Genomic DNA, 21,062 nt, shown 5'->3' with positions numbered 1-21,062 from the left:
GTCTGTCCGACGAGGGCCGCCGGCAGGTCACTCCCGGGCACCTGGGCGCGACCTGCCGGCGGGGCTCATCCGGTGGGGAGGGTCACCTGACGACTCGCCGGGCGGACCGGCGGGTGAGGGCGAAGCCGACCACGCCGGCCACCGCAGCCAGCATGCCGCCGGCGGTGGTCCAGACCCAACGGGAGCCGGCCTCGGGCAGCCAGCCGGTCAGGTCGAGGTTCCAGCCGTCGTCGTCGGAGTCCTCCGGGGCAGCCGTCGGCACCGCGTCGAGCACCGTGCCGGCGTTGGCCGGCGGCACCAGCGGCGCCTCCAGCTTGCCGTCCTCCGGGGAGGTGTCGGCGTCGCCGGTGGTGGAGATCAGCAGGTCCACGTCGATCGGCAGGCCGAGGTCGGGCTCCGGCACGTCGACCACCGTCAGGCGGACGTAGTACGTGCCGGGCAGCGGATCGGCGGACCACGGTTCGGCCCAGGGCCGGACCCGGCGCAGGGTGCAACCGATCGCCACGGTGCTCGCCGAGGCGTCGGCGGTCGGCGTCTGCGCGCCGGCCGTGCACGCCTGCCGGCGACGTAGGCCGTCGAAGACCTCGACGGCCCAGGTCGACCGGCCGCTGCGGTTCGCGGCGAGGGAGACCGTGGCGTTGATCTCGTGGGTCTCGCCTGCGGCGGCCGGGAACGACCAGTAGAGGTACTCGCCGGTCGACGCGCCGACCCGTACCGGCTGGCCGGCGGCGACCGGGGTGGCGCTCAGGAAGGAGGTGCCGGCCTTGGTCACGGTGACGGCACCGGGCGAGGGGATCGGAGTGGGCGCGGCGAGCGCCGCGGCCGGGGCCAGGGCGACGCCGGCCAGCAGCGCGGCCGGGGCCAGCGCGAGGCCGGCGGCCAGCCGGGCGGTCAGGGTTGCCGAGTGGGTACGCATCCTCAGTTCTCCCTCCAGGTCGCCACCCACCAGCGGGTGAGCCAGCCAGCGACGAGCCCGGTGAGCAGGCCGGCCACGGTCAGCAGGAGCAGCAGCACCCAGCCCCGGCCCAGGTCCGGGCCATCCGGGGTGGGTGACGCGGCGACCACGTCGACGGTGAGTTCGACCGGCATGCCGGGGTTCTTGGCGGTGCCCGGCTGCGGCGCGAACATGTTGCTGACCACCAGGCAGACGGTGGTGACGGCGGGGGCGGTGGGAGTGGGCGCGTCCGCATCGCGCTCGTCCGTCTCGTCGTCGGCCCCGGCCGACCAGCGCAGACCGGCCGAGATCACGTCGATACGGCCGCTGCCCGCGTCCACGCCGCGCACCAGTTCCCGGCCGTCGGCGGCGGTGGCCCGCAGCAGTACGCCGTAGTCCAGGTTGACCGGCCGGTCGAGCGCCATGCTGACCGAGGCGCGCAGCTCCTGTCCGGGCCGGACCGGCACCCGGTACCAGCGGTGCTCGGAGAAGCTCTCCCGGTCGGTGTAGACACCGGGTGCGAGCAGCGGCGCGTCCGGGCACGCCTCGGTGCCGTCGACCTTCGCCGGCGTCGTGGCGTACGTGTCACGGGCCCGGTCCACCAACTGCTTGAGCCGATCGGTCAGGTCGTTGGCGCTGTTCGCCGCCGTGTACGTGCCGCCGGTGGCGGCGGCGATGCAGAGCAGCTGCTTGCGTACCTTCTCGTCCGGGGCCAGGCCGAGGGTGTCCACCACCAGCGTGGTGCCCTGCGCCGCCAGTTCCCGCGCCACCTGGCACGGGTCCGGCGGGGCGCAGGTGTCCTCGCCGTCGGTGATCAGCACGATTCGCCGGGCGGTGCTGCCGGTGCCCAGGTCCTTGGCGGCCTCACGCAGGGCGAGCCCGACCGGGGTGAACCCGGTCGGGCGCAGCGTGGCAACGGCCGCCTTGGCCGCCTCGCGGTCCACCGGGCCGACCGGCACGATCTGCTGGGTGTCCAGGCAGCCCTGCTGTTTGTCCTTGCCCCGGTAGGTGGCGCCGAGCACCCGGATGCCCAGCTGGGTCTCGTCGGGCAGGGCGTCCACCACCTCGCCGAACGCCTGCTGCGCCACCGATATCCGGCTGCGTCCGTCGATGTCGGTGGCCCGCATCGAGCCGCTCACGTCCAGTACCAGCTGGACGCGAGGCGGCTCGGCGATAGGTTCCGCCCTGTCGTCGTCGGCGGAGGCCGGCACCGGGCCGGCCAGCGTGGTTGCCGCCAGCAGCCCCAGCAGGACGGCTGACGACCATCTCTTGTTGATCACCGGGCGGAGTGTAGCGAGGTCCAATCAGGACAAACGCGCCGGTCCGCTCCTCTGCCTTCGATGGCGTGCCGGCTACGGCTTCCAGGAGCCGGCGGTCTCGAAGAGGTGCTGGTACTCCAGGGTGCCCTTGGTGTCGGCGACGTCGAAGACCACGGTGCCGGAACGCTTGCTGCCGGTCCGCAGTTCGTTGCCCGAACCGAGCGGGTCTCCGCAGCCGGAGAGCGCGCCGACCAGCCCGTTGACCGTGGTGCCGTCGTCGGCCACCCACTCGAAGTAGAACGGGTTGATCGACCCGGTGCCCTTGGTCACCTTCGCCGTCACGTCGGCGATCAGGTACCGACCCTTCTCGGGCTTGGGTGCGAACGACTGGCAGGCCTTGGTGACCGTACGGAACTTCGTCACGGTGACCTCGACGGTGCCGTCGTCGTCGGTGATGACCAGGGTGTCGCCGGGCTTCATGTTGAACGTCTCGCCGCGGTCGGCCGGCGTGGTCGTTTCGGACGGGGTGGGCGGCGTGCTCCGGGCTGGCGCGCTGGTCGCCGGCGCCGGCGGAGCGTAGCTGGCGGCCGGGGTGGGCAGCGCCTCGGACACCTGGTCGGCGGTCTGCTTCAATCCGACGACGAGCGCGGCGATGCCGCCGACGCAGCAGAGCAGCGCCACGACCGCCACCACGATCACCACGATCAGCACCTTCCGGCCGCCGCCGGTCGGCTGCGGTGGGCCGAGCGGAGCGCCGGGGCCACCGGGCGGGTACGGACCGCTCGGCGGGTAGCCGCCTCCCGGCGGGTAGCCGCCCCCCGGCGGGTACGGGACGCTGGGCGGATAGGGGCCGCTCGTCTGCTCGGGAGCGCCCTGCGGGTACGGCATACCCGAGATGGGCGGCTGACTCGGCTGGTAGGGGTCGTGCGGCCCCGGTGGGGGCTGGGGGTGGCTCACCGTACTCCTCGGGCACCTGATGGCGGTCGCGAACCGCTTGACGCTACCGCGTACCGGCAACCCGGTTCGGCCACGTAAGGCCGATCGGCGGTGGCGAATGCTCCTGGTGGTGAAGCGCGGCGATCGCGGTGACCGACCGCGCGACGGAGTAACGCCGGGGCGTCTCCGGACGCTGCTGGGTTGGTGTGGGGGTGATGTGTGATCGACGGCGGGTGCTCGTCCGCCGTCCAGGGTGGAGGCGGAGGAAGCGTGACGAATGCGGATCATACGGGTGTGACGGTGCCCGAGGGGGACGGGAGCGCCGCGGCGGCACCGGGCGAGCACGCCCCGGTGTCGCCCGACTGGACGTGCGGGTCCTGCGGCGCGGACTGGCCCTGCGAGGTCAAACGTGACCGGCTCCTGAGCGAGTACGGGGCCGACCGGGCGATGCTCAGCGTCTACCTCGGGGCCTGCCTGGCGGCCGCCGCCGAGGACCTGAGGGGTCGCGGGTCGATCACGCTGCAGGAACGATTCTTCGGCTGGTTGCCCCCTCGACCGAAGAAGGAGTGAGCACAGGGTCAGTGGCCGGTCACCCGGTGGTGGTCGGCGACGGCAATCTCCGCCTTGATCGATGTTGGTCGGAAATCTGACCCACGCCGCCCGTTGTGCCGCTGGTCATGGGTGGTTAAGCTGCTGATGCGCGCCCCAATCGCCCGCTTCCCCCGTGGCAGGCGATCGGGGCGCGCCCTTTTGTGTCCGAAAGGGCCCACGCGCTCGGCGGGTGGGCCCTTCATCGTGTTCGCACACGGACGGCCCCGGGCGTCGACCCGGGGCCGTCACCGTGGTCAGATCCAGCGGCCGTCCAACCACATCCGTGTCGACCACTCGTCGTACGGAATGGCCTGGCCGACGAAGATCGGATAGAAGTAGGCGAAACAGAGGACGACGAGCACCAGGTACGCCCCGACGATCACCCCGCCGATCAGCTGGCGGTCCCGGCTGGCCTCGTCGTCGGCACCGCCCACTTGTCGGGTATCGCGCGGGCCGGCCGGTGAGGCGATCGCGCCCAGCACGTAGACCACCGCCAACACGAGGAACGGCAGCGCGGGGGCGGCGTAGAAGGAGAACATCGTCCGGCCGTCGAGGGCGAACCAGAACCACGGCAGCAACCCCGCGCCGACGAGCAGCAGGATGGTGCCGGCCCGCCAGTCCCGCCGGGCGAGGCCGAGCCAGACCAGCGCCACCAGCGCGGCCAGGAACGACCACCACAGCAGCGGTGTGCCGAGCAGCAGGATCTCCTCGGCGCAGCTCGCCTGCCCGCAGTTGCCTTCGCCGGTCCAGTGGAAGGCCACCGGGCGGCCCAACAGCAGCCACTGCCACGGCCACGACTGGTACTTGTGCGGATCGTCGAGCTGGCTGTGGAAGCCCAGCGCGGCCTGGTGGTACTGCACCAGGTTCCACAGCGGGCCGATCACCGGCGTGTCGCTGAGCCCCGCCCCGGGATACCGCTCGGCGAGCCGGTAGTAGCCCTCCTGGCTGAACAGCCAGCCCGACCAGGTCGCCACGTACGTGACCAGCATCAGCACGCCGGCGAGCACCATCTGCGGAAACCCGTCGAGCATGGTCGCCCGCCACGGCCGGGGCACCCCGGCGGAGCGGCGGGCGCGGACGTCCCAGAGCAGCATCAGCAGCGCGAAGGCCGGAACGAAGAAGAGCGCGCTCCACTTCACCGCGAAGGCGCAACCGAGCAGCACCCCGGTCGCAAACCGCCACCAGGGCCAGTTCCGCCACCCGCCCGGGGGGCGACCGGCGCGCCCCGGTGCGGTGGGATCGATCCCCGCCGCCAGGGCGTGGGCCCAGCGTCGGCGGGTCGCGTCCCGGTCGAGCACCAGTGCGCCGAACGCGGCCAGCACGAAGAAGAGCAGGAAGATGTCGAGCAGTGCGGTGCGGGACAGCACCAGGTGGAAGCCGTCGAGGGCGAGCAGCAGACCGGCGGCGCAACCGAGCACCGTCGAGCGGAACATCCGGCGGCCGATCCGGACCAGCAGCAGCACCGACAGGGTGCCGATGAGCGCGGCCGAGAAGCGCCAGCCGAACTCCGGCGAGGTGGTCCAGAGGTGTCCGGGCACCGAGATGCCGTGTTCGGCGTCGGAGTAGCCGAAGGCCCACTCGCCGAAGCCGATCAACCACTTGCCCAGTGGCGGGTGGACCACGTACGACGGACCGCCGTCCTTGTAGTTCCACTCCACGCCCTTGTCGATCAGCGCCCAGGCGTCGCGGGCATAGTAGATCTCGTCGAACATCTTGCCGGGCGGATGGCTGAGGTTGGCGAAGCGGACAATCGCCGCGATCGCCACCACCACCAGGGTGGCGAGCCACGAGTATCCGTCCACCCGACCCTCGACGGTGGCCAGCCGGCGCCGGATTATCTCCGGTACGCCACGCGGCGTCGGGTCGGTGGAGCCGGCAGTGGCCGCCTCGACCACCGGATCCGGCTGGTCCGGGCTGGCGCTCTGTGCTGTCGACGCGCTCGTCACTCGGCGATCGTAGGCTGCAAAGGGGCCAACGAGATACGTCGTCCTTGAATCCGGTACGAGCGTCGATGAAGGAGTGGCGGACCTGTGGGTGAAATGACCGGTTCCGGTCGCCTGGTGCTGCTGGGCGCTCCGCTCGGCAATCCCGCTGACGCCTCCGCCCGGCTGCGCGACGTCCTCGGCGCCGCCGACGTGGTCGCCGCCGAGGACACCCGGCGGCTGAGCCGGCTCGCCCGCGACCTCGACGTGACGATCCCCGGGCGGATCGTCTCCTACTTCGAGGGCAACGAGGAGCGGCGTACCCCGGAACTGGTCGAGATGCTCGCCGCCGGGCAGCTCGTCGCCCTGGTCACCGACGGCGGGATGCCGAGCGTCTCCGACCCCGGCTACCGGCTGGTCCGGGCCGCCCTGGACGCCGGCGTCCCGGTCACCGCCGCCCCCGGGCCCAGCGCCGTCACGACGGCCCTGGCCCTGTCCGGGCTGCCCTGCGACCGGTTCTGCTTCGAGGGGTTCCTGCCACGCGCGTCGGGCGCACGCCGCTCCCGGCTGCGGGCGCTGGCCACCGAGGAGCGGACCCTGGTCCTCTTCGAGGCACCGCATCGGGTCGCCGCCGCCCTGGCCGCCCTGGCCGACGCGTTCGGCGCCGACCGGCCCGCCGCGCTCTGCCGGGAGCTGACCAAGACGTACGAGGAGGTGCTGCGCCGACCCCTCGGCGAACTGGCACGCTGGGCCACCGAGAGCGACCCGCGCGGCGAGATCACCCTCGTGGTGGCCGGTGCCCCGGCCGCGCCCGCGACCCGCCCCGACGACGACGCGCTGCGCGCCGCGGTGGCCGAACGCGAGGCCGCGGGCCTCAGCCGACGCGACGCGATCACCGCCGTCGCGAGCGCCCTCAACCTGCGCCGCCGCGACGTGTACACCGTCGTGCATCAGATGTAAGGAAGGGCCCCTTATTAACGCCTCCGGTAGAGGAAGGGCCCCTTTTTAACACCGGCTGCCGGGGTTGCCGAACGCCGGCAGCCGGCTACCAGGCGGCGGCCAGGAAGCCGATCGTGATCATGAGTGGGCCGGCGAGCGAGGCGATGACGGCCCAGCGCCGGGCGCGCGGCTCGGGCAGCCGGGTCGCGCCGGTCCACCGCGCGATGCCCACGCCGCAACCGAGCACGGCCAGCAGGCCGAGCAGCCAACGCAGGTGGACGCCGAACCCGCGATCGACGTACGCGATGCCACCGTCCGGGCCGGTCACCCGGGCCGGCAGACTCCCCCCGGCCGCTGTTCGGTGCGCCGGCACCCCGCTGACCCGTACCCCGTGACTGCGGAACGTGCCGTCCGCCGCGGTGAAGATGCCCCGGCACCGCTGGGTCAGTCCGCCGCCGGAGCACCCCGTCACGACCACCGTGCCCGGGGTGGCATGCCCGATCGCCACCCAGAACGGACCGGCGCTGACCCAGGCGAAGAAGGCCGCCGCCAGGCTCAGCCCGATCAGCGCGGCGAGCCCCGGTAGCGGATCCGGGGGGTGGTTGCTGGTAGCCCGGCGACGGCGCCCCCGCCAGACACGGCGCCACCGCGAGCCGCCGTCGCCGGGCGCCTCCGGCCGCACCGGCGTACCGTCCCAGTGCACCTCCTCGATGGGCGCCCAGAACACGTCGTCGTCGGGCGTGCCGGCGTCGGGGATGTGCCGGCCGCCGGCCGGCCGGACCGGCACCCGACGGGGCAGCGCGTCCACCGGCGCGCCGGTGGTCGGTTCCAGCTCCGGCCCGGCCGACTCCTCGCCGCCCGCGGGCACGGTCCGGGGGTGGGGCGGCGCCACCGATTGGGTACGCGCCGGCGCGGCCGGATCCGGCCAGGGCTCGGTGGGAAGGCCGTCCTCGGGGCTGCGGGCGGCTCTGCTGCCAGTCACGCGGTTCATTGGACACCGACGGGCACGCCCGATCGGGCAGCTCAGACAGCGTGTCGGCGACAAATCGGACTGACGGTCGGCCCGACTCGGGCCGCGCACCCGTATTGGTTCGCGGCCACCCCGGGCGGGTCACTACGCTTGCTGGTCATGAGTCACGTTCTCGCGGCGGTCGCCTGGCCGTACGCCAACGGCCCGCGCCACATCGGCCACGTCTCCGGTTTCGGCGTTCCCTCCGACGTCTTCGCCCGGTACATGCGGATGGCCGGCCACGACGTGCTCATGGTCTCCGGCACCGACGAGCACGGCACCCCGATCCAGGTGCAGGCCGACGCCGAGGGGCTGACCGCGCGTGAGCTGGCCGACCGGTACAACCGGGTGATCGTGGAGGACCTGTGTGGCCTCGGCCTCTCCTACGACCTGTTCACCCGCACCACCACCCGCAACCACTACGCGGTGGTGCAGGAGATGTTCGAGGGGCTGTACAGGAACGGCTACATCGTGCCGAAGACCGCCATGGGTGCCATCTCGCCGTCCACCGGCCGGACCCTGCCCGACCGGTACATCGAGGGCACCTGCCCGATCTGCGGCTACGACAGCGCCCGCGGTGACCAGTGCGACAACTGCGGCAACCAGCTCGACCCGATCGACCTGATCAACCCCCGATCCAAGATCAACGGTGAGACGCCGGAATTCGTCGAGACCGAGCACTTCTTCCTCGACCTGCCCGCCCTGGCCGACGTCCTGCGGCAGTGGCTGGACACCCGGCAGGGCTGGCGCCCGAACGTGCTGCGCTTCTCCCGGAACCTGCTGGACGACCTGCATCCCCGGGCCATCACCCGCGACCTGGAGTGGGGGGTGCCCATCCCGCTCGACGGCTGGCGTGAGCGCACCGACAAGCGGATCTACGTCTGGTTCGACGCGGTGATCGGCTACCTTTCCGCGTCCATCGAATGGGCCCGCCGCACCGGCGACCCCGAGGCGTGGCGGAAGTATTGGCACTCGAAGGACGGCGCGGACGCTGCCGCGTCTGCCAGCGGAGCTGGCGGTGGCGCCCGGACCTACCACTTCATGGGCAAGGACAACATCGTCTTCCACTCGATCATCTGGCCCGCGTTGCTCGCCGGCTACTCCGGTGAGGGCCGCCGCGACGGCGAGCCGGGCCAGCTCGGGCGGCTCAACCTGCCCACCGAGGTGGTCTCCAGCGAGTTCCTGACCATGGAGGGACGCAAGTTCTCCTCCTCCCGCCGGGTGGTCATCTACGTCCGGGACTTCCTCGAGCGGTACGACGCCGACGCGTTGCGCTACTTCATCGCGGTGGCCGGCCCGGAGACCAACGACACCGACTTCACCTGGGCCGAGTTCCTGCGGCGCAACAACGACGAGCTGGTCGCCGGCTGGGGCAACCTGGTCAACCGGTCGGTCTCGATGGCGGCGAAGAACTTCGGCGCAATCCCGCCGGTCGGCCCCGACGGGCTCACCGAGGCCGACGAGGCGCTGCTGGCCGTGGCCCGCGCCGGCTTCGCCACGGTCGGCGACCTGATCGCCCACCACCGGCAGAAGCAGGCCATCGGCGAGGCGATGAAGGTGGTCGCCGAGGCCAACAAGTACCTCTCCGAGCAGACGCCGTGGAAGCTCAAGGGCGAGGCGGACAAGCCCCGGATGGGCACCATCCTGCACGTCGCCCTCCAGGTGGTCAGCGACGCCAACACACTGCTCACCCCGTTCCTGCCGCACTCCGCGCAGAAGGTGCACGAGCTGCTCGGCGGCACCGGGGTGCACGCCCCGATGCCGGTGATCGAGGAGGTCGCCGACCTCGACGGCGGGCCGGGCTACCCGGTGCTGACCGGGGACTACACCCAGGGCGCGCGGTGGGAGTCCGTACCGATCGAGGTGGGCCGGCCGCTCGCGGCGCCCAAGCCGGTGTTCCGCAAGCTCGACCCCTCGATCGTCAACGAGGAACTGGCCCGGCTCGGCGGCTGACCCGCACCCGCGTGACGGGCGTGACCTCGGCGGAGGTCGCGCCCGTCGCGTCACCGGCCGAGACCGGTCAGGCTCGGGACCGGTCAGGCGCGGGCCATCGCCGGCGACCCGATGAACTCCATGATCGCCTGATTCACCTCGTCGGCGTTGGTCCACGGGGTGCCGTGCGGGGCGCCCTTGAGGGTGACCAGCCGGCTGTCGGAAAGCATCGGCTGAAGCCGCTGCCCGGTCTTCGGGTACGGCAACACCATGTCCTTGTCGCCCTGCACGATCAGCACCGGCACGTCGATCCGCGACACGTCGGCCCGGAAGTCGGTGCCCCAGGCGTCCACGCTGTCGTGGGTGCCCTTCGCCGAGGCGCGCGCCCCGATCTCCCAGTGCGCCCGGTACGCCTCCTCGCTGACCAGCCTGCCCTTGTTCTCGTCGTAGTTGAAGAAGTTGTTGCAGAACTGGGTCAGGTAGGCGAACCGATCGGCGATGATCGCCTGCTTGAACCCCTCGAAGAGGCTCGGGTCGACACCCTCCGGGTTGTCCGGCGCCTGCTTCAGGTACGGCGCCAGCGGCGCCAGCAGCACCGCCCGGTCCACCCGGTCCGAGCCGTACGCGCCCAGGTAGCGGGTCACCTCGCCGGTGCCCATCGAGTGGCCGACCAGGATCGCGTTACGTAGGTCCAGTTCCGTCATCAGCACGTCGAGATCGGCGGCGAAGGTGTCGTAGTCGTACCCGAGAGCCGGCTGCGCCGAATTGCCGAAACCGCGCCGGTCGTACGTGATCACCCGGTATCCGGCGGCGAGCAGCGGCCCGGAGATCTTCTCCCACGTCGCCCCGTTGAACGGGAACCCGTGGATCAGCACGATCGGCTGGCCGGAACCGTGGTCTTCGTAGTACAGGTCGATGGGCGCGGAGTTCTCCGTGCCGACGGTGATGAAGGGCATCGCGTCCTCCTGTCCAGGGGCGGGAGACCGAGCCTTCCCCGGCCGAGGACCGGTATTCCTGCGGATCGGCAGCCGTCCGGGCGCTGGCCGCCGCCGCGCACGATCCGCCGGGCCCGGCGCTGGCCCGCCGCCGCGCACGATCCGCCGTCAGAGGAGATACGGGTGGTCCACGATCTGGTCGGCGATGACCTCGGCGCCCGGTGCCCACGTCTCGTAGACGCCCCGCTCGTAGCACTGTGCCCCGAGGGCGGCCACCGCGTCCGGATCCGGGCGGCGCAAGCGCAGCCGTAGCCAACCCGACTCCTCACGAAGCACCAGGCAGGGCACCCCGCGCCAGGCGGCCAGCCGCAGCCGCCGGCTCGCCGAGTCGACCGGGTACCGGGCGGCCCGGGTCAACGCCAGCACGCGAAAACCGTCAGGGGGGTCGGCCACCGCCTCGTACTCCCCGCCCGCGTACGTGCCGACCAGCCGCGTCGATCGTGGCGCATCCCCGATCGGCACGTACTCCTGCTCCGGGGACAGCCCGGGCACCGCCGCCAGCAGGTGCCGCCACTGCGACCCGACCATGCGCAGCCAGCCGTGCTGCTCCGCCTGGTAGACGTAGAGGATCACCTCGACACCCTCGGCCGGGTACGCGAGCAGGGTGGCGTTGGCCGGCATCGGCAGTTCGGCGAAGTCGCGGGTGACGAACTCGGGCAGCAGGTGATGACTGCTCGGCGTGAAACCCGTGCCCAGCACTGCCGGTCCCAACCGGTCGCGGGCATTCATCGCGGCCAGGCCCCGGTACGCGGCGCCCGCCGGCACGTCGTAGTCGCCCGGGTCGGCGGCGCGCCACCGCAGCGCGTACGTCACGTCCCCGCCGTCCCGGCCGTCGCCGCCGTCGGTACGCAGCACGCCCGTGGTCGCGGGGGTGCGCAGGTGCGCCACGTCGTGCTCGCGATAGCAGAAGCCGTGCGGGAGCCAACCCCGCACGTATCCGGCGAGCTGCCGGGCGGAGAGGATCTTCATCATCCGCGTTCCCCGCCGCAGGCTCGCCGACGCCCGTACCGTGGCGACCAGCGGATCGTCCGCGGCGGCCGGCTGCTGGGCGAGCCGGTGCACCTCCGACCAGCCCCGCTCGCGATGCAGCGGCACCATCAGCGGCGCCTCCGGTGCCTCAACCGGCTCGGTCGCCCCGTGCACGGCGGTGACCTCGGTGACGTGCACGAACCGTCGCCACGGCAGCGTCGAGTTCGGCCGGGGCATCCACTCGAATCCGGCTGCCTCGTCAGCGCTGAACAACTCGTAGGCCGCACCGCGGGCGATCTCCTCGGCCGGGTACGTCGTCCCGCCGTACGCCACCCGTAGGCCGGTCCGCTCCGGCGCCGCGCCGTCCGCGCGGGACGTGACACTCACCTCTGCCCGCTTTCCTGGTCGTGAGCGCGAGGCGCCGGTCGCTGTGCCGTCCCCACGTCGTCACCTCGCTTCGCGCACCCTCCGGTGACCGTAGGGGGGCCGGGCGTAGCCGAGGTGAACCCCGGGTGGCGGCCGGGTGGATTCGGCCGGTGTGTGATGCTGTCGAGGAGATGAGCGAGCCGACCGAGTCCCGCAGCCAGCGCGCGGCCCGCCGCGCCGGCGAGTTCCCGCCCGCACCCGAGCCACTGCCGCAGCCGGTGCTGGACAGCCACACCCACCTGGACATCACCGTGAGCGAGGCCGGCGTACCGGCCGGAAGCGCCGCCACCGATCCGGTCGCCGCGGCCATCGACGTCGCCGCCATGGTGGGCGTCGACCGGCTGGTGCAGGTCGGCGTCGACGTCGCATCCTCCCGGTGGGGCGCCGAGGTGGCCGATGAGCATGCGGCCGTGCTGGCCACCGTGGCGCTGCACCCCAACGAGGCACCCCGGCTGCCCGACCTCGACGCCGCCCTGCGCGAGATCGAGGCGCTGGCCGCCCGGGACCGGGTCCGCGGTGTCGGCGAGACCGGGATGGACTTCTACCGCACCCGCGACGACGGGCGCGCCGCGCAGGAGGAGAGCTTCCGGGCCCACATCGCCATCGCCAAGCGGTACGGCAAGACGCTGGTCGTCCACGACCGGGAGGCGCACGCCGACGTGCTGCGCATCCTGGACTCCGAGGGCGCGCCGGACACGGTGGTGCTGCACTGCTTCTCCGGGGACGCCGAGTTCGCCGCCGAGTGCGTCCGCCGGGGGTACCTGCTCAGCTTCGCTGGCACCGTCACCTTCGCCAGTGCCGGGGCGCTGCGTGCGGCCGCCGCGCTGACCCCGCTCGACCAGATCCTGGTGGAGACCGACGCGCCGTACCTCACGCCGGTGCCGCACCGGGGACGGCCGAACGCGTCGTACCTCATTCCGCTGACCGTGCGGGCCCTGGCCGCCACCACCGGTGCCGACCTGGACGAGCTGTGCGCCAGCATCTCCGCCACCGGCGAGCGGGCCTTCGGCCCCTGGTGAAAGGAAGGGCCCCTGCTTAACGCCTCGCGTAGTAAAAGGGCCCCTTCTCAACACCGCAGGCCGGCCGCATACGCTACCGAGGTGACCGGTCTCCTCGGCCCGGCGGAGATCCGGGACCTCGCCGCCCGGCTCGGTGTCGCTCCCACCAAGAGGCTCGGCCAGAACTTCGTGCACGACCCGAACACCGTGCGACGGATCGTCACCACCGCCGGGCTCACCGGCGACGACGTGGCGCTGGAGGTCGGCCCCGGGCTCGGCTCCCTCACCCTCGCCCTGCTGCCGGCCGCCGCCCACGTGCACGCCGTGGAGATCGACGCGGTGCTGGCCGGCGCGCTGCCCGACACCGCCGCTCGGCACGCCGGCCCGGACGCCGACCGGCTCACCGTGCACCACGCCGACGCGCTGCGGATCACCGCCGCCGACCTGGCCGCCCCGGCGCCCACCGCGCTGGTCGCGAACCTGCCCTACAACGTCGCCGTGCCGGTGGTGCTGCACCTGCTCGCCGAACTGCCCAGCCTCCGGCACGGGCTGGTGATGGTGCAGAAGGAGGTCGCCGACCGGCTCGTCGCCGGTCCCGGCTCGAAGGTGTACGGCGTACCGTCGGTCAAGCTCGCCTGGTACGCCCGCGCCCGCGCCGCCGGGAAGGTGCCACCGAACGTGTTCTGGCCGGTGCCCAACGTGGATTCCGGTCTGGTCGCCTTCACCCGCCACGACCCGCCCCGCGCGGACGTGTCCCGGCAGCAGGTCTTCGCCGTGGTGGACGCGGCCTTCGCGCAGCGCCGCAAGACGCTGCGCGCCGCCCTCGCCGGCTGGGCCGGCGGCGCCGACCGGGCCGCCACGGCGCTCACCGCCGCCGGTATCGACCCCGGCGCGCGCGGCGAATCGCTCACCGTCGAGCAGTTCGCCGCCGTGGCCGCGTCGGCCGCGGGCGGCAACAACGGCGCGCAGTAGGCTGAGGCCGTGCCCGCCGAGGAGGTGTACGAGTGACCGCGCAGCCGATCGAGCCCGACGCGTGCGGCATGTGGGGCCCGGACCCGGTCCGGCAACGCCTCGCCAACCACACCATCGAGGACGTGCTGGCCCTCCCCGACGACGCCCCCGCGTCGATGCCGACTCCGCCGAGGAGCTGATCGTGACCAAGCCGTTCGACATCCGGCTGCCCGTCCGGGACATCACCCCGTGACCGAGGCCTGGCGACCGGAGGACGACGAGCCGCGTGGTGCCAGCGGACCGGTCCGGGTACGGGTGCCCGCCAAGGTCAACCTGCACCTGGGAGTCGGCCCGCTGCGGCGGGACGGCTACCACGAGCTGAACACCGTCTATCACGCGATCTCGATCTACGACGAGCTGACCGCCCGACGGGGCGACACGCTCACCCTCACCATGGAGGGCGAAGGCACCGGAGAGCTCGCCCTGGACGATTCCAACCTGGTCCTCCGGGCCGCCCACGCCCTCGCCGGCTACGCCGGCGTCATGCCGCACGCCCGGCTGCACCTGCGTAAGCAGATCCCGCTCGCCGGTGGGCTCGCCGGCGGCAGCGCCGACGCCGCTGCGGCCCTGGTCGCCTGCGACGCCCTCTGGGGCACCGGACTGTCCCGCGACGAACTGGCCGGTATCGCCGCCGACCTCGGCTCGGACGTGCCCTTCCTGATCCACGGCGGCACCGCCCTGGGCACCGGTCGGGGTGAGGCGGTCAGCCCCGTCCTGGCCCGCCCCACCTCCTGGCACTGGGTGGTCGCCATCGCCGACGGCGGGCTGTCCACCCCGCAGGCGTACCGCGAACTCGACCGGCTCCGCGAGACCGGCGCCGCCGGGCCGCCACTCGGCAGCACCGACGGGCTGCTCGCTGCCCTGCGGCAACGTGACCCCCGGGTGCTCGCCGCCACCCTCGGCAACGACCTGCAGGATGCCGCACTGGCCATGCGTCCCTCGCTGGCGGCCACCCTCAAGGCCGGCGAGGCGGCCGGGGCACTGGCCGGCATCGTCTCCGGCTCCGGCCCGACCTGCGTCTTCCTCACCGCCGACGCCGCCGACGCCGAACGCGTCGCCGTCGAACTGGAAGCCGCCGGGGTGTGCCGGCAGGCCCGCATCGCCCACGGCCCGGTTCCCGGGGCCCGGATCACCTGACCCGATCACGCGGGTGGCGCTCCGCGTACGCTGAGGTTCCAGGCGTCCCCAGGTGCCAGCCCGGCACCGGGACGCCTTGATCATGGGAGGTGGGGCGTGGCCAACATCGTCAACCTGGACCGGGTGTCCAAGGGCTATGGCGCCGCCGGGCCACTGCTCACCGACGTCTCGCTCGGCCTCGACGACGCCGACCGGATCGGCGTGGTCGGGCTCAACGGTGCCGGCAAGTCGACCCTGCTGCGGCTGCTCACCCGCACCGAGGAACCCGACGACGGGCGCGTCACCCACCGCCGTGACCTGCGGGTCGCCTGGCTGCCGCAGAACCTCACCCTCAGCCCGCAGGCGACCGTCCGCGACGTGGTCCTCGGCACCGCATGGCTTGCCGAGGACATGGGCGCCGAGCACGAGTGGGCCGGCGACGCCGGTGTCCGGGCCATCCTCGACGGGCTCGGCATGCCGCACCTCGGCCTCGACGCGGCGGTCGGGCCGATGTCCGGCGGCGAGCGCCGCCGGGTGGCCCTCGCGGCCCTGCTGGTCCGCGCCGCCGACCTGCTCATCCTCGACGAGCCCACCAACCACCTGGACGTCGGCGGTGTCGACTGGCTGGCCCGGTACCTGCTCGGCCGCAAGGGCGCCCTGGTGGTGGTCACCCACGACCGCTGGTTCCTCGACGCCGTCTGCACCACCACCTGGGAGGTCGCCGACCAGACCGTGCGGGCCTACGAGGGCGGCTACGCCGCGTGGACCCTGGCCCGCGTCGAACGCGAACGGGTCGCCGCGGCCACCGAGGCCCGCCGCCAGAACCTGCTCCGCAAGGAGATCGCCTGGCTGCGTCGGGGCCCGCCGGCCCGCACCTCGAAGCCGAAGTTCCGCATCGACGCGGCCAACGCGCTCATCGCCGACGTGCCACCGCCGCGCGACACCATGTCGCTGCAACGGCTGGCCACCGCCCGGCTCGGCAAGCAGGTGTACGACCTCCAGCAGGTCCGCCTGCACGCCGGCCCCAAGACCATCCTCGACGACGTCACCTGGCAGGTCGGCCCCGGCGACCGGGTGGCCATCCTCGGCGCCAACGGGGCCGGCAAGACCACCCTGTTGCGGATGCTCGCCGGCGTCACCCGCCCCGACGGTGGGCGGCTGATCACCGGCTCCACCGTGCGGCCCGCCTTCCTCTCCCAGGAACTCGCCGAGCTGCCCGGCGAGCTGCGCGTCCTGGAAGCCGTCGAGGAGGTGGCCCGGCGGGTACGCCTCGGCGACCGGGAGATCTCCGCCGCCCAACTCGCCGAGGTGTTCGGCTTCGACGACCGACGGCTCTGGACCCCCGTCGGCGACCTCTCCGGCGGTGAGCGCCGCCGGCTGCAGATGCTGCGCCTGCTCGCCGGCGAGCCGAATGTGCTGCTGCTCGACGAGCCCACCAACGACCTCGACACCGACACCCTCGCCGCCCTGGAGGATCTGCTCGACTCCTGGCCCGGCACCATCGTGGTGGCCAGCCACGACCGCTACCTCATCGAGCGGGTGGCCGACTCGACGTACGGGATGTTCGGCGACGGCCAACTGGTGCACCTGCCCGGTGGCGTCGACGAGTACCTGGCCCGGACCGCCGGCCAGCCGGGGCCGGCCCGCAGCGCGGCACCACCGGCCGGCACCGCGTCCAGCACCGCGACGGGCGACACCGGGATGAGCGCCGCCGAGGCCCGGCAGGCCCGCAAGGAACTGGCCCGGCTGGAGCGGCAGGTCGGCAAGCTGGAGCAGAAGGAGATGGCGCTGCTCGACCAGCTCGCCGCCTGCGCCACCGACTACACCCGGGTCGCCGAGCTGGACGCCCAGCTCAGTCAGGTACGCGCCGAACGGGAACAGGTCGAACAGGCGTGGCTGGAACTGGCCGAGGAGATTCCCGCCTAGGGCCGGCCTGACCCCGCGACCTGCGGCCATCCGGGGACCCGTGTGCGACGTCATATCGCGGGGTGCGGGAGAATCGGCGGCGACCCTCACCCAACGGCGTTGGAGACACAGACATGCATACCCCCGTCAACCACCCCGCGCAGCCGATCTACCGGGCGATCGGCGGGCTGACCGGTCTGTACCTGCTGGTCTTCGGTGTGCTCGGTTTCTTCGCCAGCAGCGGCGAGCCCTTCATCGGCCGAGGCGACACCCAGATCCTGGGGCAGGGCACGAACCTCGGCTTCTCGGTGTTCAGCGTCGTGGTCGGCGGCATCGTGCTGGCCGGCACGGCGATCGGCCGCAACCTCGACGTGCTGATCAACCAGTGGTCGGCGTACCTGATCATGGTGGTCAGCCTGGCCGGGCTCAGCTTCCTCCGGACCGAGGCGAACCTCTTCAACATGAACGTCACCACCGTCGTCGTGCTCATGGCGGCCAGCCTGGTGCTGCTGATGGCCGGCATGTACGGCAAGGTCGGCAGCGACGACGAGCACGAGGCGTGGCAGAAGGCTCGGCTCGTCCTCTGAGGGCTTGTCGGGGCTTCTGCTGGGGGTTTTTCGCCGGAGCCCGACCCGCTCCGGGCGGTCAGGCTTGATCCCTGCGCGGGTCGGGCTTCGGCGAAAACCGGTCGTGGGGACTCCGGCTGGGGGACAATTGTGGTGATTGTTCCCGTTGGCCTGGAGGAGTTATGGCGCGCTTGCCGGTGAACCACCCCGCGCGGCCCATCTACCGGGTGCTCTCCGGTCTGGTCGGGCTCTACATCCTCGTCTTCGGTGTCTGGGGCACCGTCCTGACCTGGGGAGAACCGCCGTTCGCCCGGGACGGCGCCTGGGCCCTCGGGCTCCGCGCCAACCTGGCCTTCGCGCTGGTCTCCGTGATCTTCGGGATCGTGCTCATCGTCGGCGCGTCCCGGCGCGGCAACCTCGGCCACTACATGAACCTGACCGCCGGCGTCGTCTTCCTGGTCACCAGCATCCTGATGATGTCGGTGCTACAGACCAGCGCCAACTTCCTGAACTTCTCCATGTCGACCGTGATCGTCTCGATGCTCTTCGGGCTGATCCTGATCGGCACCGGGGCGTACGACAAGGTCGGCCCGGAGGAGCACGCCGAGGAAGCCCGCAAGCACCGCTTCCACCCGGTCGCCGAGGTCCACCGCCGCCGCTGACCGCACCGACCGACGGCGATCCGGCCGGCCGGTCAACGTCCGACGGTGATCAGCCCCGGCTTCGCCTCCAGGTGGGACAGCCCGTTCCAGGAGAGGTTCACCAGGTGCGCCGCCACCGTCTCCTTGCGCGGCCGGCGAACCTCCAACCACCAGCGGCCGGTCAGCGCGACCATGCCCACCAGCGCCTGCGCGTACAGTTCGGCCAGCTTCGGGTCGTACCCCCGGCTGGAGAACTCCGCGCCCAGGATGTGCTCCACCTGGTGGGCGACGTCGTTCATCACGCTGCTGAAGTTGCCGGTGGCGGAGAGCACCGGTGACTCCCGCACCAGCACCCGGAAACCGCTCGCCTCCTCCTCGATGTACCCCAGCAGGGCCAACGCCGCCTGTTCCAACAGCTCACGCGGATGACCCGCGGTCAGCGCCGTGGTGATCCGATCCAGCAGGGACCGGACCTCCCGGTCCACCACCACCGCGTAGAGCCCCTCCTTGCCGCCGAAGTGCTCGTAGACCACCGGCTTGGACACCTTGGCCCGGGACGCCACCTCCTCGATGGAGGTGGCGTCGAAGCCCCGCTCGGCGAAGATCTGCCGACCGATCGAGATCAGTTGCTCGCGGCGCTGGGCCGCCGACATGCGCACCCGGGAGGTCGGCTTGGCCGACGCGGCCGTGCGTCGTCGAGCCCTGCCGCCGTCCTCGCTTGGACTCTCGGCCATCTCGTCACCTCGCCGGCGCTCGGTGACGCCCTGTCGTGGGGGGATCCTGCCTGCTTTCTGCCCGGTCACCCGAACATACTGTCAGGTAACTTGCCGCCGGGCAGCCGGTCACCGTCACGTCGCCGGCTGGTCCGCCGGCTTCGCCAGTTTTGCCGCGATCCGTTCCGGCTTCGGCCAGCGGACGTCCCAGGCCGCGCCGACCTTCTCGAACAGCCAGATCACCCGGGCCGAGATGTCGATCTGACCGCGCAGCACTCCGTGTCGGGCACTGGTCGGGTCGGCGTGGTGCAGGTTGTGCCAGCTCTCCCCGAACGACACCAACGCCAGCGGCCAGAAGTTGGCGGCCCGGTCACCGTGGCGCATCATGAACGGCCGCTCGCCGTACACGTGACAGACCGAGTTGATCGACCAGGTCACGTGGTGCAGCAGCGAGATGCGGACCAGGCCGGCCCAGAACAGCGCGGTCAGCGCACCCTGCCAGGACCAGGTCAGCAGCCCACCCATCAGCGCCGGGCCGAGCACCGAGGTGACCGCCAGCAGGGGGAAGAGCTTGCTGATCCGCCGGATGTCCGGGTCGGCCAGCAGGTCCGGGGCGAAACGTTCCCGGTTGGACAACTCGCGGCCGAACAGCCAGCCGACGTGCGCGTGGAACAACCCCTTGGTCAGACCGCCCAGGCTGGCGCCGAAACGCCACGGCGAGTGCGGGTCGCCCTCCAGATCCGAGAAGGCGTGGTGTCGGCGGTGGTCGGCGACCCACTGGATGATGTCGCCCTGCACGGCGAGCGAGCCGGAGACGGCCAGGGCGACGCGCAGCCAGCGCTTCGCCTTGAACGAGCCGTGGGTGAAGTAGCGGTGGTAGCCGACGGTGATGCCGAGGCCCGCCAGCACGTACCAGAAGGCCGTGACGCCCACGTCGACCCAGCTCAACCAGCCGCCCCAGGCGACTGGCACGGCGGCGATCAGCGCGGCGAACGGGATCACGACGAAGGCCCACAACGCGATCAGGATGCCGCGGGACTGGGTGCCCTCGGTGAGGGGCTTCGGGCCGGTTGGGCGCGAATCGATGAGAGCGGTGGACATGTCACCTCGCAGGGGACGGTGGAACGCGAATCTACGGCTACGTCACCGTAACTTACGGGACCGTAGATCACATCAGACAGCGACTCGGAGCGATGCCATGAACGTCGTACGCTCGTTCTAAGCTGCGCCGCGTGACCGACTTCGACGCCGCCGAGGTGCGCCGACTGCGCACCGAGGAACAGCTCTCGGTGCGCGAGATCCGAGCCCGCACCGGTCTCGGCCGCAACCGGGTGTACGAGTTGCTGCGCGGGTTGCCGGTGCCGGAGCGGACCCGGCGGCCCAACGCCAAGGACGATCTGCGCGCCGAGGCGGTGCGGCTGCGCGCGACGGGGCTCTCCGTGCCGGAGATCGCCGGCCGGCTGGCGGTGAGCCGGTCGACCGCCTATCTGTGGGTGCGGCACCTGCCCCTGCACCGGGACGAGGAGGAGGAGCGGCAGCGCCGCCGCGCCCACTCGAAGGTCATGACCGAGGCCCGGTGGGCGGCGCATCGCCGGGCGCGGGACGAGGCTCGGGCCGAGACGCACGCCTCGGCGGCCGCAACCGTGGGACAGTTGGACGACCGCGACGTGCTGCTGCTTGGCGCGGCTGTCTACTGGTGTGAGGGCACCAAGTCGAAGCCATGGCGCCGCGACGACCATGTGCAGTTCATCAACAGCGACCCAGGGCTGCTCGCGCTCTTCCTGCGGTTCCTCGAAACCTGCGGGATGGACCGCAGCGTGCCGACCTATCGGGTCAGCATCCACGAGACGGCCGATGCCGACGCCGCTGCCGAGTGGTGGGCGGACGAGCTGGCGCTGCCGCGTGACCGCTTCCGACGTGCGAGCCTGAAGCGACACCAGCCCGCCACCAACCGACGCAACGTCGGTGCGGGCTACCGCGGCTGCCTCGTGATCAACGTGCCGCGTAGCCGCGAACTCTACTGGCGGATAGAAGGTATGATCGCCGAGCTGTTCGGGTCCGTGACGACGCGTCGGAGCGTGCGTTGAGCGTGTGTCGCGACTTGACATGCCATTGGGGTGTGGGGTAACGGCAACCCGCAGGCCTTTGGAGCCTTGAACTCCTGGTTCGAATCCAGGCACCCCAGCACGGGCGGATCTGC

Annotated in this window: 20 protein-coding genes and 1 tRNA gene; 12 read left to right on the top strand and 9 right to left on the bottom strand. The window is 72.1% G+C overall.

All coding sequences use genetic code 11. The features are described 5' to 3' along the window. Positions 1 to 82 precede the first annotated feature (82 nt). From IEY61_RS04055 to IEY61_RS04045, 3 genes are all read right to left on the bottom strand, one after another. On the bottom strand, positions 83 to 916 hold the full coding sequence (locus IEY61_RS04055) for a peptidase (RefSeq protein ID WP_229705671.1): 834 nt from the start codon (positions 914 to 916) through the stop codon (positions 83 to 85). Positions 917 to 918: 2 nt separating this feature from the next. Beyond that, entirely contained in the window at positions 919 to 2,214 is a 1,296-nt protein-coding gene (locus IEY61_RS04050; RefSeq protein WP_189040879.1) for a vWA domain-containing protein, read from the bottom strand. A gap of 72 nt (positions 2,215 to 2,286) precedes the next feature. Then, positions 2,287 to 3,150: a DUF4352 domain-containing protein gene (locus IEY61_RS04045; protein WP_189040878.1), complete on the bottom strand. Its 864-nt coding sequence runs from the start codon at positions 3,148 to 3,150 to the stop codon at positions 2,287 to 2,289. Between the two features lie 273 nt (positions 3,151 to 3,423). On the opposite strand from IEY61_RS04045, the gene IEY61_RS04040 reads away from it, so the two are divergent. Continuing rightward, positions 3,424 to 3,699 (top strand): hypothetical protein, encoded by a 276-nt coding sequence (locus IEY61_RS04040; RefSeq protein WP_229705670.1) that lies wholly within the window; start codon positions 3,424 to 3,426, stop codon positions 3,697 to 3,699. 275 nt (positions 3,700 to 3,974) lie between these two features. Here IEY61_RS04040 and IEY61_RS04035 read toward each other — a convergent pair whose 3' ends face one another. Continuing rightward, positions 3,975 to 5,666 (bottom strand): dolichyl-phosphate-mannose--protein mannosyltransferase, encoded by a 1,692-nt coding sequence (locus tag IEY61_RS04035; protein WP_189040877.1) that lies wholly within the window; start codon positions 5,664 to 5,666, stop codon positions 3,975 to 3,977. 93 nt (positions 5,667 to 5,759) lie between these two features. Between IEY61_RS04035 and rsmI the strand changes: the two genes are divergently transcribed. Further along, entirely contained in the window at positions 5,760 to 6,602 is an 843-nt protein-coding gene (rsmI, locus tag IEY61_RS04030) for a 16S rRNA (cytidine(1402)-2'-O)-methyltransferase (RefSeq protein WP_189041190.1), read from the top strand. Between the two features lie 85 nt (positions 6,603 to 6,687). On the opposite strand, the gene IEY61_RS04025 is transcribed toward rsmI, so the two are convergent. Continuing rightward, positions 6,688 to 7,572, bottom strand: coding sequence for a hypothetical protein (locus IEY61_RS04025; RefSeq protein WP_229705669.1), 885 nt, complete (start codon positions 7,570 to 7,572; stop codon positions 6,688 to 6,690). A 138-nt stretch (positions 7,573 to 7,710) separates the two neighbouring features. Here IEY61_RS04025 and metG point away from each other — a divergent pair, with 138 nt between their 5' ends. Beyond that, on the top strand, positions 7,711 to 9,543 hold the full coding sequence (metG, locus tag IEY61_RS04020) for a methionine--tRNA ligase (protein ID WP_189040876.1): 1,833 nt from the start codon (positions 7,711 to 7,713) through the stop codon (positions 9,541 to 9,543). An 83-nt stretch (positions 9,544 to 9,626) separates the two neighbouring features. Here metG and IEY61_RS04015 read toward each other — a convergent pair whose 3' ends face one another. Beyond that, on the bottom strand, positions 9,627 to 10,478 hold the full coding sequence (locus IEY61_RS04015; protein ID WP_189040875.1) for an alpha/beta fold hydrolase: 852 nt from the start codon (positions 10,476 to 10,478) through the stop codon (positions 9,627 to 9,629). A gap of 147 nt (positions 10,479 to 10,625) precedes the next feature. Beyond that, positions 10,626 to 11,873, bottom strand: a complete 1,248-nt coding sequence (locus IEY61_RS04010) for a hypothetical protein (RefSeq protein ID WP_189040874.1) — start codon at positions 11,871 to 11,873, stop codon at positions 10,626 to 10,628. Between the two features lie 170 nt (positions 11,874 to 12,043). Between IEY61_RS04010 and IEY61_RS04005 the strand changes: the two genes are divergently transcribed. From IEY61_RS04005 to IEY61_RS03975, 7 genes are all read left to right on the top strand, one after another. Then, positions 12,044 to 12,931: a TatD family hydrolase gene (locus tag IEY61_RS04005; protein ID WP_189040873.1), complete on the top strand. Its 888-nt coding sequence runs from the start codon at positions 12,044 to 12,046 to the stop codon at positions 12,929 to 12,931. Between the two features lie 81 nt (positions 12,932 to 13,012). Next, on the top strand, positions 13,013 to 13,882 hold the full coding sequence (gene rsmA, locus IEY61_RS04000; protein ID WP_189040872.1) for a 16S rRNA (adenine(1518)-N(6)/adenine(1519)-N(6))-dimethyltransferase RsmA: 870 nt from the start codon (positions 13,013 to 13,015) through the stop codon (positions 13,880 to 13,882). A gap of 32 nt (positions 13,883 to 13,914) precedes the next feature. Beyond that, positions 13,915 to 14,061: a hypothetical protein gene (locus IEY61_RS03995; protein WP_189040871.1), complete on the top strand. Its 147-nt coding sequence runs from the start codon at positions 13,915 to 13,917 to the stop codon at positions 14,059 to 14,061. Between the two features lie 49 nt (positions 14,062 to 14,110). Then, entirely contained in the window at positions 14,111 to 15,058 is a 948-nt protein-coding gene (locus IEY61_RS03990) for a 4-(cytidine 5'-diphospho)-2-C-methyl-D-erythritol kinase (protein ID WP_189040870.1), read from the top strand. Positions 15,059 to 15,154: 96 nt separating this feature from the next. Further along, complete coding sequence (locus tag IEY61_RS03985; RefSeq protein ID WP_189040869.1) at positions 15,155 to 16,963, top strand: ABC-F family ATP-binding cassette domain-containing protein; 1,809 nt, start codon at positions 15,155 to 15,157, stop codon at positions 16,961 to 16,963. Between the two features lie 113 nt (positions 16,964 to 17,076). Further along, positions 17,077 to 17,529: a DUF4383 domain-containing protein gene (locus IEY61_RS03980; protein ID WP_189040868.1), complete on the top strand. Its 453-nt coding sequence runs from the start codon at positions 17,077 to 17,079 to the stop codon at positions 17,527 to 17,529. Between the two features lie 161 nt (positions 17,530 to 17,690). Next, on the top strand, positions 17,691 to 18,170 hold the full coding sequence (locus IEY61_RS03975; RefSeq protein WP_189040867.1) for a DUF4383 domain-containing protein: 480 nt from the start codon (positions 17,691 to 17,693) through the stop codon (positions 18,168 to 18,170). A 32-nt stretch (positions 18,171 to 18,202) separates the two neighbouring features. Here the strand turns inward: IEY61_RS03975 and IEY61_RS03970 are convergent, their stop codons facing one another. Next, entirely contained in the window at positions 18,203 to 18,883 is a 681-nt protein-coding gene (locus tag IEY61_RS03970) for a TetR/AcrR family transcriptional regulator (protein ID WP_189040866.1), read from the bottom strand. 114 nt (positions 18,884 to 18,997) lie between these two features. Continuing rightward, positions 18,998 to 19,963, bottom strand: a complete 966-nt coding sequence (locus IEY61_RS03965) for an acyl-CoA desaturase (protein ID WP_189040865.1) — start codon at positions 19,961 to 19,963, stop codon at positions 18,998 to 19,000. 131 nt (positions 19,964 to 20,094) lie between these two features. On the opposite strand from IEY61_RS03965, the gene IEY61_RS03960 reads away from it, so the two are divergent. Together IEY61_RS03960 and IEY61_RS03955 are read left to right on the top strand one after the other, a co-directional pair. Further along, the gene (locus tag IEY61_RS03960; protein ID WP_189040864.1) at positions 20,095 to 20,949 is read left to right on the top strand and encodes a helix-turn-helix domain-containing protein; all 855 of its coding nucleotides are present in this window, start codon (positions 20,095 to 20,097) and stop codon (positions 20,947 to 20,949) included. Positions 20,950 to 20,975: 26 nt separating this feature from the next. Beyond that, positions 20,976 to 21,047 (top strand) — tRNA-Gln (locus tag IEY61_RS03955). Positions 21,048 to 21,062 lie beyond the last annotated feature (15 nt).

Source organism: Micromonospora sonchi (assembly GCF_014646235.1).
Classification (GTDB): domain Bacteria; phylum Actinomycetota; class Actinomycetes; order Mycobacteriales; family Micromonosporaceae; genus Micromonospora; species Micromonospora sonchi.
This window is presented reverse-complemented; position numbering and strand designations above follow the sequence as displayed.